Genomic DNA, 17,298 nt, shown 5'->3' with positions numbered 1-17,298 from the left:
TAAAAAAGAATTAAATGTATGGGCTAAAAAGATTTTTATCTATCAAAGATTCTTTTATTTTTTTAATTTGACTTAAAGCTCTATCTCTATATTTTTTATATCTTTCACGTTTGTTATGCACTCTATTATCGAGTTCAGGTAGTATTCCAAAATTAGCTGGCATAGGTTGAAAATTCTTTTTATTTTGAACTCGTAAACTTGCATGACTATTGCTGACAAAGTTTGTCAATGCCCCAATCATTGTAGACGATGGCAAAGATACTGTATTTAATCCTTTAGCTAATAATGCTGCGTTGGTGCCGGCTAACCAACCTCCGGCGATAGCAGCAGCATAACCTTCTGTGCCAGTGAGTTGTCCAGCGGCAAACAAAGTTTTCCTTTTTGTGAATTGGAGTGTTGGCTCTATGAGTTTTGGAGACTCAAGGAAAGTATTTCTATGCATAACTCCAAAACGAATAAACTCTGCTCTCGACAAGCCAGGAATCATCCTGAATATACGTTTTTGCTCGCCCCATTTTAAATTTGTTTGAAATCCAACGAGATTCCATAATTGACCAGCTTTATCTTCTTGTCTTAATTGAACAACAGCATGAGCTCTTTTAAGCCTCCGGAGACTTTTGTCATTCACGTCACCCCATCTTGGATCCCAAAGGCCTATAGGCTTTAATGGCCCGTAACGCATAGTCTCTAGCCCTCTTTTTGCAAGTTGCTCTATTGGAAGGCAACCTTCAAAAAATAGAGATGATTCTTTTTCAAAATTCTTTAATTCAGCCTGTTCAGCTTTAATTAATTCAGAGTGAAATTTAATATATGACTCTTCATTCATAGGGCAATTGACGTAATCAGCATCTCCTTTGTCGTATCTACTCGCTCGAAATGCTATTGAAAAATCAATGCTTTCGCCTGTAATTATTGGACTGGCTGCATCAAAAAAATGACATTCTTTTTCTCCTGTAAATTCTTTTATGTCTTTAGCTAGCAATTCGCTTGTCAGTGGTCCTGTTGCTAAGATTGTTATTTGTTCAGCCTTCGGTAGAGAAGGACACTCATCTCTAATGATTGTTATTAGTGGATGAGAAGATAATTCGTTTGTCACTGACAGACTGAATTCACTTCTATCAACTGCAAGTGCTCCTCCTGCAGGGACAGAGTGTTTATCAGCTTTGTTGATGATAATCGAATTTAATGTTCTTAACTCTTCTTGAAGAAGGCCTGCTGCTCTGTCACTACTAAGCGCTCCAAAGCTATTGCTGCAAACAAGTTCTGCGAATTCTGATGAGTGGTGAGCTGAGGATTTCTTCTTTGGTCGCATTTCAAAGAGAGTTACTTTCACTCCAGCACTCGCTATTTGCCATGCCGCTTCTGAACCTGCAAGGCCAGCTCCTATTACGGTTACGGAGGGGTATTCTTTCAAGCTGTGATGTTTTCTTTTTTAGAAGCTTAATTAAATATTATTCTTATGTCCCTCAACTATTTATTAAGACTTCAGAAATTTCTAAGAAATCAATGGTAGAGGAAAAAAACATTTTTTTTTATTGTTTTTTAGTCCTCAAAAAGGAACATTAAGGTCATTAATGCTTCGCCAACATGATATTTTTCATATTGAGCCACTATTATTGGTCTGATATGGGTCGCTAGCTCAGTGGTAGAGCATCCGGCTTTTAACCGGCTGGTCCTGAGTTCGAATCTCAGGCGACCCATTTAAATTCAAGATTATTGCTTCATAACCTGAAGTGCTTAATACTTCTGTATTTTGAAAAATTATTTTTTTTTGGCCTTTTTATTTTCTATTTCTACATCAGTTAACGCGGGTTTGAATAATTTTACTGAATTGATTTTTGTTGAAGACTGGCTTATCGAGAGAAAGATTGATTTATCTATTGATGAAATAAAATGTAGAGCTTCAATACCTACTCATGCAAATTGGTTCGGAGCTCGTGTAAGACTTGGACCCAATAATGAATTGATAAAACCTATGTGGATCTCTTTAGAAGCGGATCAATTGCTTGAATCAAAATTGGTTAAGGTTAAAGAATTACTTAATGATTGTAGTTCAGGACTTCTTTTTCTCTCTGATATATGAATCTCAACCACTAATGTGTTGATGAGAATATAAATACTTTCTCAAAACAAATTTTGTTGCTCAATTATAAATATAGTAAATTACCAGCATGAAAAAACTCACAGTAGGAGCTGCAATTGCATTAAATTTATGTTTGTATTTTTGGGCTTTAATAGAGCTACCCACAAAATTTTAATTGCTACACTAATAATATTATTTTCATATGTAGAGATAACTTTATATATTTTCAGGAGTTTTTTCTAGAGAGTTATTATATGTTTTTAATTGCAGTGAAAAATCATGGCCAAACCAATTTATTAAGTAGGTATTTGTATCCTTAGGCACTTTTTTAATTTTCATTTTTTTTTTAACTACCTATTCTTTTTTTTTGCCTGTAGCGGTTATGGTCTTTGTGGGGTAATTTTTGCCTCTTCGTCTTATGGAAATGGGGGTATGGTTAGAAAATCTTCTTCAATTACAAAATCCAAATCTAATTGGTTATGGAGGTGGGCAGAACCTGAAAGCGAACTATCAGTAATTCCTAAATCAAAAACTAAGCGTTTAGCACAACAGGCAAAGTTAGCAAATGTTGATGCTGAAAGAGCTGTTAGTAGGGCATACCAAATTGAATTATCCAGAACAAAAGCAATTGGAGAGGCAATGTTCAAGTCTGGCAAAGCTTTGAGATTTACTCTCTCTAGTTCTGGAAGGCAATTGATCTTAAGGACCCAAGCAGCAAGGAGGCAATTTGAACCTGGTTTTAGGAACAAAAATAATTCTTAGATAGAATATAAGCTCTAATTAAAACAAAACATGCAGCTTTATATAGTTACTTGGAAATTTGAATCCTCAGAGGACCAACTTTATTCATCTGAAGCATTTGTAGATTATGTTGAAAGTGGAAAGTCTGAGGAACATATTGATGGATATGAGAGAATTGCATGGGCTCATACTCCACAAGATGGCACAGGAGTGATAATTTGTAGAGCCTCAACTGCTTCAGCTTTATTTAAGGTTTTTAGCCCATGGAGAGATAAATTTGGAATGACCTGGGAGTATAAACCCGCTTTAACTACTGAAGAGTTTGTTGGATTAATAAAAGAAAGATAGATCTAACGATCTAAGCTCTTACTTTTTCTTAGAAATAATTTGTTTTTAATAAATTTCTCTCTAAAAGACTTTAAAGATTGGCCTATTCAACTTAGTCTTTCTGAAATTCATTTTGCACTTAATGTTGGTTAACTTTTTCTTTGCCTTAACTGCCAATGAAATGGGTCTTAGTCCAACAATACTGGCTTTAATTGCAGTCTCATCTATTGTTTTTATAGTTGGTTTTGCCAAAAGCTCAAGGGAGAATGAATACAAAAAATTGATGGATTCATTTATTGAGAGAAAAGAAGAAACTGATTGAGAATTGATTTATTCATATTAGTAAGAAGAATTTCTTACTAATATGAATTCTCATATCTCATAAGGCAGGATGGTAGAAGCGTAGTTTTGAAATTGAGCAATTTATTAGCAAAGGAGAGAATTCTCTCTCCTTCTCGTGATGTCCTCGCTGGTCTTGTCGTTGCATTTGCAATGATTCCAGAGGCGATTGCTTTCTCGGGTATTGCAGGAGTTGACCCACGAGTAGGCTTGTTTGGTGCTTTTTTGCTTTCTGTCACCCTCGCAATTTTCGGAGGCAGAATGGCCATGATTACTTCTGTCACTGGTTCAACAGCCCTTTTGATGACTGGGATAGTTCAACAGGGAGAAAATATTAGCCCTGGCCTTGGTCTTCAATATCTTTTAGCTGCTGGCTTGCTTACAGGAGTACTTCAGATCGTATGGGGGTATTTAAGACTTGCTCATCAGATGAGATTTGTACCTCAGCCCGTTATGGATGGTTTTGTGAATGGCTTAGCTATTTTGATCTTTCTAGCTCAATTACCTCATTTAGGAATCAATTTAGCTCACTCTGCAAAAGTTGTTACTGCAGGTCAATTACCTGCAGTTTGGGGATTGACCATACTTACTTTGCTAATTATCTATTTGCTGCCTAAAGTTACCAAGCTGCTGCCTTCAGCATTGGTTGCCATTTTTATTTGTACAGCAATTTCTATAGGTTTTAAATTAAACGTTCCAACTGTATCGAATTTAGGAGTTCTTCCAAATGGGTTGCCTGGCTTTGGTTTCCCAAAAGTTCCATTTAATTTTGAAACCCTTGGGCTGATATTGCCAACAGCTTTAGCAATTTCTTTGGTAGGCCTTATGGAGACATTTCTCACTCAAGATATTCTTGATGACATGACAGATAAAAGTACAAATAAAAATGTTGAAGCTAGAGGGCAAGGAATAGGAAATATTGTTAGTTCACTTTTTGGTGGTATGGCTGGATGCGCTCTGGTTGGACAATCGGTTATGAATGTGGGTTATGGAGGAAGAACTCGCCTTTCAACTTTAAGTTCTGGGATTTGTTTAATGGCAATGATTCTCTCGGCTAAAGATTGGGTTAATCAAATACCAATGGCAACATTGGTTGGAGTAATGATAATGATTGCTATTAATACTGCTAATTGGAATTCAATCAAAGATATACGACGTATTCCTCGAAGTGATAGTTCAGTTATGATTTTAACAGTATTTGTGACTGTCATTACACATAATTTAGCCCTTGGACTTCTTTCAGGCGTTGGACTTGCAGCTATATTATTTAGTAGAAAGGTAGCAAAAGTGATTAAGGTTGAGTCTTCTTTAATTGGAGAAAATCACAGAGTTTATAAAGTCAAAGGCCAATTATTCTTTGTTAGTAGTATTTACTTTAGACAGGGGTTTGAACTACATGAACATCCTAAGAAAATTACCATTGATATGTCCGAGGCTCATATTTGGGATCAAAGTGGCGTAGCGGTTCTTGATCAAGTAATCAGAAGAATAAAACTAGGTGGATCTGAGGTTGAAGTAATTAATTTAAATGATGAAAGCTTGAATTTATTTTCTCGAATAGGACAAGCTTCGGAAGCCGGAGGAAGAGGAGGAGAATTTAAATCTGCGCACTAAAAGTTCTTATCTCTTACTTAAAATTCCTGTAGATTTTTTGGATCGATTGTATTAAAGGCTTGTAAGGATTCATTTCCATTTTAACTAGATCAAGCAAGTTTTTATACTCATAAATGTATAAGCTAAAGCTGCAACTAATCAAGCCTCATATCTGATAATCATACAAGACATAAGTTTTGCTTATCTATTTCTTCCTTGCGGGTTCGTCTTTTGTTCGGTTCTTTTGTTGTTGTGGATATGAATTTTGGGGTGAATTATGAAGTAGCTTTTTAGAAAGTAAATTAATGTAAGACAAAAAAAATTTCACCAAGAAAAATAACCTGATGAAATTTGATTATTTTTAAATTGATTTTCAAATAGATTTTGAAAATCTTAAAGAAATTTATTTAAGGGATTTAGCTAATAGATTTGTCTATTGGCTATTTTTTAAGCTTCAGAATCAAATTTAGATAGATTTGGTCCTGCAATTACTCCAACAAGTCCAAATAGAACAAGGGATAAGACACCGACGATTGTTGCTGAGAGGCTTCCTCCTCCCAAAGCAAAGGTTAAGAATGGCAAATGAAGCATTTTTTTTTAGAAGCAGGTATGTATATAAACCCAAAATTGCCCAAATTTAATGAAGTTGTAGCACCTTGATAAATTCTGACACTTTTTAAAGGTTTTAGAGCAAGTTAAGCGCTAGGGAAATTGTTTGGAAACATTGAAGCAGAGTCGTCTTTAGTTGCTTTGGTTTCCCACTTGAGCCAGTCCTTTACACCGTTAGGCTTGACGGTTTGAGCACTACGCGCAGCAAAAATTATTACGTGAAATGGAATTACAATCGCAAAGAAGAATAAATGAAGTAAATACAAATCCCAAGGTATCCCTTGATAACCATAGTCAGGGAAAAATATTGCTGTAAGGAAAGGAAGCTCCATGTTGTTCAAATTTTAACTTTATTAATCATTATCCATAAAGCATGAATTTTTTCGATAAGGCTGGATATTTTAACTTCTAGAAATGGTATGAATTTTCTAAATGCATAATTTAGAGGAAATACTACTTAAAATTTCGAATGAAGTTAATATATGTAAATTTAATTCGAATACATCTTTTCGCTAGCAAAAACAATTTAATAATAAATTGAATGAATTTAACCAGACTAATCATTAACAAAAATATAATTTGCTAAATATTTAGAAAGTTATTCTTTAATCATTTTAATAATTAAATTAGAGAAAGTTTTATTAAAGACAAAACTAAAATTAAGAATTATTTTTCCAAATGACTTAAATATTTAATTAGTAAGGTTTTCAATTAATTTAACCAATCTAAAACTGAAATAGATACTTACTATTATCCATGCAGGGAGTATTATGTTCCATGCCTTTTGATATCTTAATAGGATTACCTTGTCAAGGAGATAAGCTCCTGAAATAGGAATGGAAATTAATAAAGTCATTTTTAAAAAAAACTCAATAAAGGCTAGAGCTACTATGGGGTTTATCAACCATGCTATTAATATTCCACTTAATAGGTAGCCACCATATTGACCGAGTTTTCTTGCCATAATTAAATGTTTGTCTTTTTCTTGTATTTACTTATTATATATAATATAAGAATGCTAATGCTAAAAGCTATTTATTTGATGACTTGATTTTTATATTGAAATAACAGTTAATATTATTTTAAAGAATAAATTATAATTCAAGATTTTATAGATAAGCTTAAAAAGTTATTTATGTGTTTAGAAATACTTTTTTATTATCTTAGTAAAGTCAATCTTTCGTTTTTGGGTATAGTTTTTTAATAGAATCAGATTGAATCTTTCTCTTTCTTTTAATCTGATTTGATTCATTCAACCTTCTAACTATAATTCCAGGAATAAACCATATTACTGTTATTAGTGCAAAAATGAAAATGGGATTATTGATAGTCATATTAAGTAAAGTAGTCTTTATTAAAACAAAATATGAAATATTAATGAACAATAATTGATAGTACATCTCTAAATGATTGAACTCATTATATTTTAAATTATAAATGAATAACGTTCTTTTAAGGTTTCGCTGTAATTTTTTGGTATTAATTTAAATTAATTGGGTTTATTCTTTCTCATGCTTAGACTTCTCTTGATCTTCTAAATAGATTTGTGATTCGTCTGCTATTCTTTTTAGAAAGTTATCATTATCTTTTGAATCTGAAGTTTGTTTTGATTTACTGTATTTTATTTTTATTTCTTTACCCGACCAAGCTGCTTGATCTTTGAAGAGATTTCTTTTTGCAGAATAGTATAATTTTTTGCTTATGAATAAAATCGTTATTATAATTGTTAAAAGGAGGATAAATATTTTCATTTTTTAAGGTCTAATTCTTTAATCATAACTGCTTATATACTCTATGAAGATAGATGAAAACAAAATATATAAATATAATCATTTCAATACCCTCTTTTTTGCACTTTCCGTCTGAAGAGGTGTGTGGTAAAAGAATTTCATAGATAGCTTGATTATTTGCAGGCTTAGATTTTTATCTTTAATAAATTTCATTGAAAATTGCCATCTAATTAATTTTCTGCTAAATATATATATATATATATTTATTTATTCACAAGTGCTCTCTTGGATAAATCCTAGCAGATTAATTTATATATTATCTAATTTGATAGTTCTGCCTGCTGTATTTATTCCACTTATTGACTTTGTCTCAAATATTTCTTTTTTTGTTTCCTTTATCTTATTATTTAATACAAATAGAATACTATTATTAGCGTTAAGTGTTGTGTTTATTATTAAAAATAATTCAAATTATCGATTTATATTATTATTGAAGCATAAAGGTGTGGAAGTCTCAAAGTCTGACTATCAATGTGTATATTTGTATGCTTGGTGTACATTATTAAGATATTTTTTGATTGGATTAGCAGCAAATCAAGTATTTCTATTTTTTAAATAAATTTTTGTTGTTCACAGATTTTTGAAAAAGTTCATAAGACCTTTTTTGTTTTTCTTTTCAGGAGGATTAATCAACCCTGTCGCTGCATTTATCCTTGTTTTGATATTTTGAATTATCTGTAAACGTTTAGTCTCATTTTTGTCTGGATCTAGAGATGAAAACCAATTTTTCAGATCCCAAGACTGATGACCATGTTTGTCTACTTCAACTTTAACAAAACCTTCTTCACCTGAAAAAAAATAAACGCCTTCAGGAAGTTTTTCTAAATCAAACGCACCATCCTTTTCCTTTTTGATGTACCCCATTCTTATTCAAAAAGGTTTTTAATCATATTCATATCCTATAACAGATATTCAACTGAACTCAGTTCTTTTTTTTGACTTAACTCTTCTTTCTAAATATTTAGGAATTATAATTTTTAGTTGCATTTAGCTTAAGTAGTGTGAATGATTGGAAAAATAACTAAATTCTATGTGCCCTTTTAGTAAAGAGTTTTCACTTCTCGCCAAAACATTTGAGTACTCTGATTATCTAGAAGATTCAGAATGGAAGTTTCAGAAATATAACTTGGTAAATGCATCCTGTTATTCTGATCTTCTGGAAGATACTGAGTGGGGAACGAGATCAGACGATTTAACTATTGCTTAAAGCCTGAGATCTTTTTTGTCTTAATCTTAGTGGAGTAATTCAGAAATGAACTCTTCGTTTATCCATTCAAGTTGATGATCCTCTTTTGGGTTTCTACCTAAAATAATCAAGGGTATGCGAAATTCTTTCTTTTCAATAACTTTTCTGTATCCCATTAGAAGTTCAGCATATTTTTTAAATGTCCATCCGTTGTTACCTTTTGATTTCCACTCTGAAGAGTTTCTGAGGGATCGATAAAAATCTTCAATTCCAAATTCATTCCAACATTCTTGAATAGCGAGCAAATGATCATGTCCATCTTTAAGTAATTGTTCATATTGAATTATCTCTGGTGCTTCTTGTGAATTATCTGGTCTAAGTTCTTTAGCTAAATTGTATAAGGTTACTTTCTTAAGTCTGAACCAATCTCTATTAAAAAGAAAAACGGGGAGATTCAAGGACCATTTATTTCCTTGTATGCTTTTGTATGTATTTCTAAATTCATTAATGTGCTTTTCGAGAAACTTATATCGTTTTTTCATAAATTCTTCCTTTTATGTAATTACTTTTGGTTTTTAAATTTTAGAATTAACGTTAAGCCTTAAAACTCAAAGTCAAATTTTAGTCATATTAAGTATATTATGTTTTGAATTGATTTATTAGTTTTGATGGCAAATAGTAATAGGAGGCCTGCTTGGCTTAACTGGGTTTATCTTTTAATATTCTTATATTCTTCTTATTTTCTGTTTAATTATTGGTTTGCAATTTTAGAAAAATAATAATAAATATTTAAATCTTTATAAAATTTATTTTAATATTAAATTATTCTCTAGCTTACTAGTAAGTTGTTTGATTTTTGTTTTTTGATCCATATTTTGATATTTAAGTGAATGAATATTTTTTTATGAGCGTTGATATTTATATATTTAAATTATCCAGCAAATACGGGTAAACCAATAGTAGCTGTGCTGACTAGTGCTGCTCCAAAAATAATGAATGGGAGCAAGGGGTACTTTTCGATCATTAGCTTCAGCCTAGAAATTCTTATAGGTAATTATACCACATTAGGTATTTATACCCCAACCAGGGCTGAAGATGGTCATAATTGCTTGTTCGTTCATGCGAGGAGTAGTTCGACTTTTTACGTCATCAATTGCCTTTTTGTAGTATCGATATTTTCTTTGATGGTCGCTAAAAATTTTTATTACACGCCACTGGTCAATAGGGAATCTCTTTTTTACTTCTTCTGCAAGTTGTCTTTCTTCGTTATTTAAATAGTTATTTTTTAATTTGTACTCTAAAGTTATCCATTTGAAAAGTTTTTCCAAGCTACATGTAATTTCGCCGTTTTTTATCCATTTTGCTATGTACTTTTCATCACCATGCTCAATAATAAAGCATTTTTCAGGAGATGGTAATTTAATCTCATGCAGTAATTCAGCAAAATTTGGTATGAGTTTCACTAAATGACTTAATTGTATATTCGAATTATGAAAGATTTTTATTCTTACCGTGAAGAAAAATTGATCGAACTATGAATATTATTTTAAATATGTTTTAAATATCTTATTAAAATATCATATGTTTAAATTTATTATGGAATGAAGGTAGTTTAAAATCAAATAAAAAAACTACCTTCATTTGTTTTACTGATAGAACAATTGAAAATTTTGTTTCGATTGTCCTTCCTCTTCTATGAATAACACCTCTACAATCTTTAAGTCACTAGCTATTTATTCTCAATAGTGTTTTCATATATTTTGGATAGATGTATTTGTTTAGATAAAATAAATAATTAATAGCTATTAAATTGATCAGGATTAATTATATTTTTTAATATTTAGATAAGCTTTTGAAAAGTAGTTTTCATAGAAAATGAAGTGATAAACATATTTAGCTCTTCCCTTATTCTAATTAAAGCCGCGCCATTTCATTGTACCTCCATTAGAAATCCAAAGGATAAGTAAAATTGATAAATATATCGAAATATGTATAAGGCATATTACATCTAGGTTTAAATCAGTAAAAAAACAGATCGAAAAAGAGAATTAATTCAACTAAATCTCCCACCTTTTTTTAGTATTTGAAGGTACAGAAATTAATGCAACGATAATCCCTTGAGACATTTCATCATTGTGCAGACAGATAAAAGTAATGAAAATAAAATTTTGGAATGTTTATTTGGTCTAAAGCTATTTCTATAGTGTCAATTGTTTTCATCTTTTATTAATTAAAAGAGGATGACCTTGAATGCTTTGATAGCAAGTTATTATTTTTGGTTTATATTTTTAAATGTATTAACCAAAAAGTCTACCTCTGATTTGGTCAAGGGAAGGACCTCTTTTTTTCTCTTCCTTTGTTAAAGGTATCCAGTTCCAGTCGCAACTAACGGTTAGAAGATACCCAACAAGGATGTGCCAAACTAATAACAAAATGGGGTGGTCTAAATGAGGTGCCAATAGATTCACTTTCAATGTTATGTATCTTAGCTATTGGGAACAGCTCCCACGAGTAAATAATTAAGAATGAAGAAGAGTTTTAATCACAATTTCTAACCAAGGCAGGCAAGAGGATGCCTTTGCATTTCTTTGCACTAGCTTTATTTTTCTTCTTTGAATGGTGTTCTTGCCTGAAAATTTATTGATGCTTGAGTTTTTAAGTGGTGATTACCAAAAATTAAACTTTTTATATATTTTGAATTTATTTGTAATTGTTAGTCAAACTTAAAAAAATTCAATAATTTTTTTATTAAGAATCCAATGGGCGTAAAGGATGATTCTCAAGAAGAAGGGTTTTCTCTGATAGAGCTTGTAGTTGTAACTTCAGTGGTTGTGGTCTTATCAGGGATTGGTATACCGACATTTATTTGTTTTCAGAGACAAGCAAAGGCAACTGCTGCTTTAGCAGCCATGAAACTAATTCAAAATGAGTGTTTAATCAATAATGTAAGCGAAGAAAACCCATATGAATTTACTCTAAGCAATTTAAATTCTTACCAGCTGCAATCAGATGGAATGAATAGTTGTAATGGCTCATTAGAAAGTGGATTGATTAGTGCCATTCCAAATGATACGAATACCTTGCCTAAATTTATTTTAGATACAAGTAATAATCAATTGATGTATGAATTTAAAGGACTTAGTGGTAGTGATATTAATACTTCTTTGCAAGCAGTTTGTGGCAATGTAAGGAATTCTATTGAAGGCTTAATAATGAAAAATAGTGATGTTGTGTTTGAAGGTAGTTTAGCTAAGCGAGGTTGTTCTGCTTATGCATTGGTGAGAGGATCATCCTGGACAGAAGCAAATGAAAATGCCCAAAAACTAGGTGGATTTCTAACAACACCAAATAATGCAGCTGAAAATCAATTTTTAAACGAGACTTACGGTGAAATGTTGTCTCATCCTGATCCTAACTGGAGTAATGGAATGCGTGCAGGAGCTTGGATTGGATTGATTTCAGATTCAGAGGGTAATTTTAATTGGGCAAATGGTAATGAATTGGATGAAGGTTATGACTCGCCATATGGTGCAGGGCAAGGTGGGTGGAATAATGAATATCATCAGAGTGGTCAGGCAGGAGGTTTTCATTTGTTAATGAAGGATCCCTCTGGTCATGCTGAGCGTCATGGTGGATTAAATGGATGGTGGCAAGAACCAGTTGACCCTAAAGAATATTACGGATTAACAGATGATGCTTATTGGCCTTATAACTGGGGGATTGCCGAGGTGCCTACATGTGATTAAAAAGCATATCTTTTGCGAAACATAAAAATAAGTATTCAAGAATTGTTTTCTTGTTTCCTAATAGATTTATCCTTTAAAAACTTGCGCATTTCACCCTTACCTTCCTGAATGGACCACCCTCGGTTTAGACTTCTCACATTGTCTTTTAAAGTTTCTTCCCACCTAGCTTTCTTTTTTTCTTAGATAAGGATTTGTGTCCTATGATTAATATTCATGCCTATGCATGACCAGTCAAGGTAAAGCACAAAGTTAGTGAAAAGCTTGAAAAGCAGTAACGGGGCGTGGCGCAGCTTGGTAGCGCGGGTGCTTTGGGAGCACTAGGTCGCAGGTTCGAATCCTGTCGCCCCGATCAGTAAGAGACAGGTTTCCCAGCCTGTCTTTTTTAATGTGGAAATGAGCCTGGGATCTAAGCGGGATCTCCTGAGTCTTGACTCGCTAGTGATAGCTTTATTTGTTGTTTTTCCAGCCGAACATCTCAGCCATTTTCCCAGTTGAAGCAAAGTATCCAATTGCTCCAAGGAACAAACCAAAAGCAATCAGATTAGGAACGATTCCACCAATAATTTGTGCTTCTCCAAAAGTCAGAAACGTAATCACAACAAAAACCCTGGACCAGTTATCAGCGAAATTCATTTTCCCATCATGATTCTTTTATGTAAGACCTGAGAAGAAGAAATACCAAATAAAGACTATTGCGTTTAAGCCAAAGGTCACTGAAATCCCAATTATCTTGAATTTCATTCCTACATCATCGGAACCAGAATTTAATTTCACATCAGGCATCATTGTTCTCCTTTGATTGATTTGAGGCCTTCTCAAGAAACTCGACAAATTCTTTTTGTTTTGGTGTAAGTTCCTCGTTCTCTTCCTTTCCTCTGTTGAACATTAGCTGAAGCTTTTTCACCATGCCAGTAATCTTCCAGCCTGCTAATGGAACTAAAACGAGAACTGAAAATAATAAGGCTATTTGATAATCATCGAAATTCACTCTTACTTAGACCCTGCTGTAACCAAGCTTGGTAGTAAAAACCTTAAAAGGAACGCCAGTTCCGTTCATGACTTCAAGACATTTATCTCCTACTGTTCCATATACCTCAACTGTAAAATCATCAGCAAGTTTTGGATGCTCTTGTAAATATTCGCCTACTGCTGGATTAGCTAGATGAGCAATAAAGGCTTCATCATTTTTATAAACTTCAGACCAAACAAAATTTAGTGGATTTTCAGGATCTTGATCGAAAGTATGGTGCAACATGCCTGGTTCTGAGACCTCTACTGCTGTATCAGTTTTGGCGGCAAGTAAAAGGTATTCCTGAACTTTGTCTGGTTTAATTTGGATACGAGCAATAAGGATGAAGGGAGTATCTGCTCCAAATGACATTAGTTTATTTCAATTGAAACAAGCTTTACAGATTTCTTGTTGATTCGTTGTATCCGGAAAACATATTTTAAGTCTCACTAACATAAGAAAACCCTCTCAGCGGAGGGTTAACTAAAAATTGTGTGAGGAAGTTTCTGAGGGGAAAAAGTTGAACATTCCACCAACAAAAGTTCTCAAAAAAGTGCAGACCTACTTTTACTGAGTTATAGAGCTAAGGGACAGGATTTCGGCGACTGTCCCCTTCTCTTTCTAGAGCTTGACCGCAACACAGCCTTGAACCCAGTTACTCGCTCTTGATGTATGTAAAGTAAAAGTTAGCTCCCAAAACTGAAGTTCGGTTGAAGTAGGGCTTTCCATTCTTTAAATAGGGGGCATTTAGCCCCTCTTTTAATTCTGGCTAAATAGCCATAAATGAAAAACCTAAAAAAGTTAGTACTAATGAAGAAAATAGCAAAAGTAGTTCAGTTAATTTCATATGAATCCTCCTAAAGAATTACTCGTCTGGGCTGAGGAAATGATTCTGGCTTAGAGCAAAATCCATAAGTGAGAAAATCCATTTCTTTTTCGTCTCTAATTTTCCATAGGGCAGGAGAATCAATCATCTCAATCAAAATATTTTTGAGCATATGGTTGAAGGGATTTCCGCAGGTCATAGCAAAACCTCCTAAATATCCTTAATTCATTTCTACTTCAAATGAATTTGAAAATCTATGTGGAGACCACATAAGTAATTACTATTATTTTTGCTAGTAATTAAATATGGATAGACCTTCATTTTTAAAATTCAGGCTTGGTGACGCTGTTCTATATGAAAAGGACCAAATTGGAAAAGTTCTTACTTTTGTTGGCGGCTCTCGTGATCCTGATGCATCCTCACTCTTTCAAATTGCCAACGTAGATTATGGCGAAATCCGTTGGATTCATGGGGAAGAAGTTACAGAAATAATTTGCGAATATCGGACAACAATCAAAAGCCTTCTTCGCTTTACTAGGAAATCAAGCAGCTGTAATAAGAGAGGCTATTTGCCCCTCTTCTGATTATTCCTTTTAATCCTGCAAAGGTCGCAGTTTTCCTTTTTGGGAATAGTGAAGGGAGTGAATAGTCTCATAAAACCTCCTTTCTTACACCTTTGGTCTAATTCATATTTTTATTGGTCGGGAGGAGGAGAGCACCACGTTTTTTTTCCTAAAACCGAACCTTTTTAATCCTTTATTCAGATAGGACTAGCAGCCAAATGTATGGGACACAGTGTTGGCGAACATATAAAAACTTATCATCGTTATCTAGAGCAAAAAGTTGTTGATGAAATCGCTACAATATTAAGTTGAGAAGTGTAAAGCCAAGAGCAATAAGCGTTAGTTAATAATTGGTTAATGTTCTTTGCAGAATATCTTAAGAAGCAATAAAAACAGTATTTGCAGCTTTTTACCTATATTACATAGTGTAATGATGAATGTAATTTCTTGAGAAAACCAGATGAAATTTTGCTTCTTTTTATGACGATGCCTTTGGCAATGCTAGGAACTTTTATTGGTTGTTTTGCTATTGCTACTTTGATTAATATTTAAATTTCTGACTCCGTTCAAAGGCAAAACCATTGTTCAAGTAAAAAAAATTAGCTATGTGTATATATGATCCAAGCTTCGACCAATGGATTTCCTACATAGATTATTTATTTGCAAGGACACTCATAAATACGCAATTGAGTTACTCAAAGCAGCAAAGAAAATGCCTGTGGATGTAGCAGAAAGGTTGCCACACTTAAAGAAAATTAGATCCAATTATCAAAAACGCTTTCTAAAAAATAGAACTAATCAAATATTCAACTAGACATATGAGACATAACTATGTATTTACTCTGCGATTAGCTTTTCTAGTCCCGCCATATCTATAGCCTTCTGTCCTAGAGAAGTATTGCCAACACTTTTTACAAGTAAAGATCCAATTTTTAGATTGGGTATTGGTTACCCGATATTGAACCAGGTAATCTTTTTTACAAATATCGCAGAACATATTTTGAATTAAAAAAAAAACCTGATGACCAAAAAAGGGGGTTCACTAATGTGTGAGGAGTTTTTTGAAGGGAAAAGGTTGAACATTCCACCCCTTCGGTTTTTCGAGAATTGGAACCAAAAGCATTTCTAATACATAAGTCCCAAACTCTGACCAGTGCCCACCGATCTGGAAATAACCTAAAAGTAAGTTCTCAAAAACAGCAGTTCGGTTGAGGTAGGGCTTTCCAATCTTTGCTTAACCTCTTGCCCGTATTGGACAGACTAATCCCATTGAGGATTAACACGCTTCCATCCACTAGCTAGAAGATCCTTCCAGAGGACAATTGCAAGACTCCTTCTCATCCTCTTTCTACTTTGAAGAAGAGGTATTCCGTTAGACATCAATCTTCCTCTATCAATTAGTACTTTTGGATTTTGTTCCCAACTATCCCAGTCATACCTAAACCTCAATATCCATACACCATCCGCATCCTTCACCCAACCATCACGCTTCATGTGTTAGAAGAGTAGTACAAAAATATTACTCTGTTTTTAGTGCAGCCTGTTCATGTTACTTAAAAAATGCAACCTCTTTAAAAATTTCAGATAAGAATGTATTCACTTCGACTTCAAATTCAATGACTTTTGCTTTGGCTACAGCAGAACTGGGATTCTCTACATATCTAATTCTTTTAGTATCTCTCTCAATCTGGTTAGGAGCAGCAGCATATTTCCTTTTTAAATCTGATAATCAAAAATCTGCTTTTCAGAGAAAGTAACGTATTTAAATATCTAAAACTCGACCACCCTCTAAAGCTTGTAATTTCTCCATCATTCCTTGGAGCATTTCTTTCTGTCTTCTCTCAGTAATACCTTTTTCGATAACACCAAAATAATCTCGAAACAAGTTTTTTATACTTCAATCCGATCAAAGAACTCTTATTATTTGTCCTGATCTAAATAAGACGATGGGAGAAGCCAAGAGAAGAAAAGAACTTGGATTACCACCAAAATCTTCAAAACAGAAAAAGATAAGTAGAGAAGAAAAGCTTTTCTCTTGGTTACCTTGGCCTACTAAATATCAAATGAGTCGATACCCTTATGCTCCAATTGTGACTATGGCTTTAGGTTTGATTTTTCTTATGTGGGGCTTTGAATTAAACAGTTGAATTGGGTAACAACAAAAAAGGGCTGATCTAGGTCAGCCCTTTTTATTGTTTAGTTTGAGATCTTAAATTTAATTAACCAGAGAATGGGCAAGCTCCTGACATTGCACTTGCAAGAAAATTCTTGAAGATTGGTGCTTGGCCTAGTCCATATAGGAAGAAGGTAGAAGAAGTCAAAGTAAGAGCAATCTTGGATACTCTGTTTAATTTGATGCCTTCGCCTCCTCTAGTAAGAGATGAATTCATTTGCTTTGTGAGAAGTCGTATAAATCTAACGGGTTAAAAAAGTTTCCGAAGTAAAAGAAGATACATTAATACTTAATGAACTTGTTCAGCTAGAAA

26 protein-coding genes and 2 tRNA genes are annotated in these 17,298 nt (G+C 33.3%); 12 read left to right on the top strand and 16 right to left on the bottom strand.

The window, feature by feature from the left end; translation table 11 throughout:
- Positions 1–10: 10 nt before the first annotated feature.
- Entirely contained in the window at positions 11–1,414 is a 1,404-nt protein-coding gene (gene trmFO, locus AC6EIZ_RS03940; protein WP_498512543.1) for an FADH(2)-oxidizing methylenetetrahydrofolate--tRNA-(uracil(54)-C(5))-methyltransferase TrmFO, read from the bottom strand.
- 214 nt (positions 1,415–1,628) lie between these two features.
- On the opposite strand from trmFO, the gene AC6EIZ_RS03935 reads away from it, so the two are divergent.
- From AC6EIZ_RS03935 to AC6EIZ_RS03910, 6 genes are all read left to right on the top strand, one after another.
- Positions 1,629–1,700, top strand: a tRNA-Lys gene (locus tag AC6EIZ_RS03935).
- A gap of 71 nt (positions 1,701–1,771) precedes the next feature.
- A complete protein-coding gene (locus AC6EIZ_RS03930) occupies positions 1,772–2,083 on the top strand; it encodes a hypothetical protein (protein WP_498512541.1) in 312 nt (103 codons plus the stop codon).
- A gap of 432 nt (positions 2,084–2,515) precedes the next feature.
- Entirely contained in the window at positions 2,516–2,845 is a 330-nt protein-coding gene (locus AC6EIZ_RS03925) for a hypothetical protein (protein WP_498512539.1), read from the top strand.
- Between the two features lie 30 nt (positions 2,846–2,875).
- A complete protein-coding gene (locus AC6EIZ_RS03920; RefSeq protein ID WP_498512537.1) occupies positions 2,876–3,172 on the top strand; it encodes a DUF3303 domain-containing protein in 297 nt (98 codons plus the stop codon).
- Positions 3,173–3,293: 121 nt separating this feature from the next.
- A complete protein-coding gene (locus tag AC6EIZ_RS03915) occupies positions 3,294–3,473 on the top strand; it encodes a hypothetical protein (RefSeq protein WP_498512535.1) in 180 nt (59 codons plus the stop codon).
- A gap of 86 nt (positions 3,474–3,559) precedes the next feature.
- On the top strand, positions 3,560–5,104 hold the full coding sequence (locus AC6EIZ_RS03910) for a SulP family inorganic anion transporter (protein ID WP_498512533.1): 1,545 nt from the start codon (positions 3,560–3,562) through the stop codon (positions 5,102–5,104).
- A 426-nt stretch (positions 5,105–5,530) separates the two neighbouring features.
- On the opposite strand, the gene AC6EIZ_RS03905 is transcribed toward AC6EIZ_RS03910, so the two are convergent.
- The 7 genes from AC6EIZ_RS03905 to AC6EIZ_RS03875 all read right to left on the bottom strand — a co-directional run bounded on the left by AC6EIZ_RS03905 (position 5,531) and on the right by AC6EIZ_RS03875 (position 10,131).
- Positions 5,531–5,674 carry a hypothetical protein gene (locus AC6EIZ_RS03905; RefSeq protein WP_498507713.1) on the bottom strand — a complete coding sequence of 48 codons (144 nt, stop codon included), beginning with the start codon at positions 5,672–5,674 and terminating at the stop codon, positions 5,531–5,533.
- A 104-nt stretch (positions 5,675–5,778) separates the two neighbouring features.
- Positions 5,779–6,024 carry a hypothetical protein gene (locus AC6EIZ_RS03900; RefSeq protein ID WP_498512531.1) on the bottom strand — a complete coding sequence of 82 codons (246 nt, stop codon included), beginning with the start codon at positions 6,022–6,024 and terminating at the stop codon, positions 5,779–5,781.
- Positions 6,025–6,383: 359 nt separating this feature from the next.
- Entirely contained in the window at positions 6,384–6,656 is a 273-nt protein-coding gene (locus AC6EIZ_RS03895; protein WP_498512530.1) for a hypothetical protein, read from the bottom strand.
- Positions 6,657–7,191: 535 nt separating this feature from the next.
- Positions 7,192–7,443 carry a hypothetical protein gene (locus AC6EIZ_RS03890; protein ID WP_498512528.1) on the bottom strand — a complete coding sequence of 84 codons (252 nt, stop codon included), beginning with the start codon at positions 7,441–7,443 and terminating at the stop codon, positions 7,192–7,194.
- 609 nt (positions 7,444–8,052) lie between these two features.
- Positions 8,053–8,346, bottom strand: a complete 294-nt coding sequence (locus tag AC6EIZ_RS03885) for a hypothetical protein (protein WP_498512526.1) — start codon at positions 8,344–8,346, stop codon at positions 8,053–8,055.
- A 369-nt stretch (positions 8,347–8,715) separates the two neighbouring features.
- Entirely contained in the window at positions 8,716–9,210 is a 495-nt protein-coding gene (locus AC6EIZ_RS03880) for a hypothetical protein (RefSeq protein WP_498512524.1), read from the bottom strand.
- Between the two features lie 522 nt (positions 9,211–9,732).
- Positions 9,733–10,131 (bottom strand): hypothetical protein, encoded by a 399-nt coding sequence (locus AC6EIZ_RS03875; RefSeq protein WP_498512522.1) that lies wholly within the window; start codon positions 10,129–10,131, stop codon positions 9,733–9,735.
- A 1,296-nt stretch (positions 10,132–11,427) separates the two neighbouring features.
- Here AC6EIZ_RS03875 and AC6EIZ_RS03870 point away from each other — a divergent pair.
- Both AC6EIZ_RS03870 and AC6EIZ_RS03865 read left to right on the top strand, forming a co-directional pair.
- Positions 11,428–12,414, top strand: coding sequence for a lectin-like protein (locus AC6EIZ_RS03870; protein WP_498512520.1), 987 nt, complete (start codon positions 11,428–11,430; stop codon positions 12,412–12,414).
- Between the two features lie 275 nt (positions 12,415–12,689).
- Positions 12,690–12,763 (top strand) — tRNA-Pro (locus tag AC6EIZ_RS03865).
- 98 nt (positions 12,764–12,861) lie between these two features.
- Here the strand turns inward: AC6EIZ_RS03865 and AC6EIZ_RS03860 are convergent.
- The 4 genes from AC6EIZ_RS03860 to AC6EIZ_RS03845 all read right to left on the bottom strand — a co-directional run bounded on the left by AC6EIZ_RS03860 (position 12,862) and on the right by AC6EIZ_RS03845 (position 14,448).
- Positions 12,862–13,047 (bottom strand): hypothetical protein, encoded by a 186-nt coding sequence (locus AC6EIZ_RS03860; RefSeq protein WP_498512518.1) that lies wholly within the window; start codon positions 13,045–13,047, stop codon positions 12,862–12,864.
- Between the two features lie 142 nt (positions 13,048–13,189).
- Entirely contained in the window at positions 13,190–13,402 is a 213-nt protein-coding gene (locus tag AC6EIZ_RS03855) for a hypothetical protein (RefSeq protein ID WP_498512516.1), read from the bottom strand.
- 6 nt (positions 13,403–13,408) lie between these two features.
- Positions 13,409–13,795, bottom strand: coding sequence for a putative quinol monooxygenase (locus tag AC6EIZ_RS03850; RefSeq protein ID WP_498512514.1), 387 nt, complete (start codon positions 13,793–13,795; stop codon positions 13,409–13,411).
- A gap of 485 nt (positions 13,796–14,280) precedes the next feature.
- Positions 14,281–14,448: a hypothetical protein gene (locus AC6EIZ_RS03845; protein WP_498512512.1), complete on the bottom strand. Its 168-nt coding sequence runs from the start codon at positions 14,446–14,448 to the stop codon at positions 14,281–14,283.
- A 106-nt stretch (positions 14,449–14,554) separates the two neighbouring features.
- Between AC6EIZ_RS03845 and AC6EIZ_RS03840 the strand changes: the two genes are divergently transcribed.
- Both AC6EIZ_RS03840 and AC6EIZ_RS03835 read left to right on the top strand, forming a co-directional pair.
- Complete coding sequence (locus AC6EIZ_RS03840) at positions 14,555–14,833, top strand: DUF3104 domain-containing protein (protein ID WP_498512510.1); 279 nt, start codon at positions 14,555–14,557, stop codon at positions 14,831–14,833.
- Positions 14,834–15,446: 613 nt separating this feature from the next.
- Positions 15,447–15,626: a hypothetical protein gene (locus AC6EIZ_RS03835; RefSeq protein ID WP_498512508.1), complete on the top strand. Its 180-nt coding sequence runs from the start codon at positions 15,447–15,449 to the stop codon at positions 15,624–15,626.
- A gap of 15 nt (positions 15,627–15,641) precedes the next feature.
- Here AC6EIZ_RS03835 and AC6EIZ_RS03830 read toward each other — a convergent pair whose 3' ends face one another.
- A complete protein-coding gene (locus tag AC6EIZ_RS03830) occupies positions 15,642–15,809 on the bottom strand; it encodes a DUF8622 domain-containing protein (RefSeq protein WP_498512506.1) in 168 nt (55 codons plus the stop codon).
- Between the two features lie 263 nt (positions 15,810–16,072).
- Positions 16,073–16,306 carry a DUF1651 domain-containing protein gene (locus AC6EIZ_RS03825; protein WP_498512504.1) on the bottom strand — a complete coding sequence of 78 codons (234 nt, stop codon included), beginning with the start codon at positions 16,304–16,306 and terminating at the stop codon, positions 16,073–16,075.
- 122 nt (positions 16,307–16,428) lie between these two features.
- On the opposite strand from AC6EIZ_RS03825, the gene AC6EIZ_RS03820 reads away from it, so the two are divergent.
- Complete coding sequence (locus tag AC6EIZ_RS03820; protein WP_498512502.1) at positions 16,429–16,569, top strand: hypothetical protein; 141 nt, start codon at positions 16,429–16,431, stop codon at positions 16,567–16,569.
- Between the two features lie 5 nt (positions 16,570–16,574).
- Here AC6EIZ_RS03820 and AC6EIZ_RS03815 read toward each other — a convergent pair whose 3' ends face one another.
- Positions 16,575–16,697 (bottom strand): hypothetical protein, encoded by a 123-nt coding sequence (locus AC6EIZ_RS03815; protein ID WP_498512500.1) that lies wholly within the window; start codon positions 16,695–16,697, stop codon positions 16,575–16,577.
- Positions 16,698–16,758: 61 nt separating this feature from the next.
- On the opposite strand from AC6EIZ_RS03815, the gene AC6EIZ_RS03810 reads away from it, so the two are divergent.
- Positions 16,759–16,959, top strand: a complete 201-nt coding sequence (locus tag AC6EIZ_RS03810) for a DUF2839 family protein (RefSeq protein ID WP_498512498.1) — start codon at positions 16,759–16,761, stop codon at positions 16,957–16,959.
- A gap of 72 nt (positions 16,960–17,031) precedes the next feature.
- Here AC6EIZ_RS03810 and AC6EIZ_RS03805 read toward each other — a convergent pair whose 3' ends face one another.
- Positions 17,032–17,202: a hypothetical protein gene (locus AC6EIZ_RS03805; RefSeq protein ID WP_498463061.1), complete on the bottom strand. Its 171-nt coding sequence runs from the start codon at positions 17,200–17,202 to the stop codon at positions 17,032–17,034.
- Positions 17,203–17,298: the final 96 nt, after the last annotated feature.

This window comes from Prochlorococcus sp. G4PB16 (genome assembly GCF_059772465.1).
Note: the sequence above shows the minus strand (reverse complement) of the source record. Positions and strands in the feature narration are given on the sequence as shown.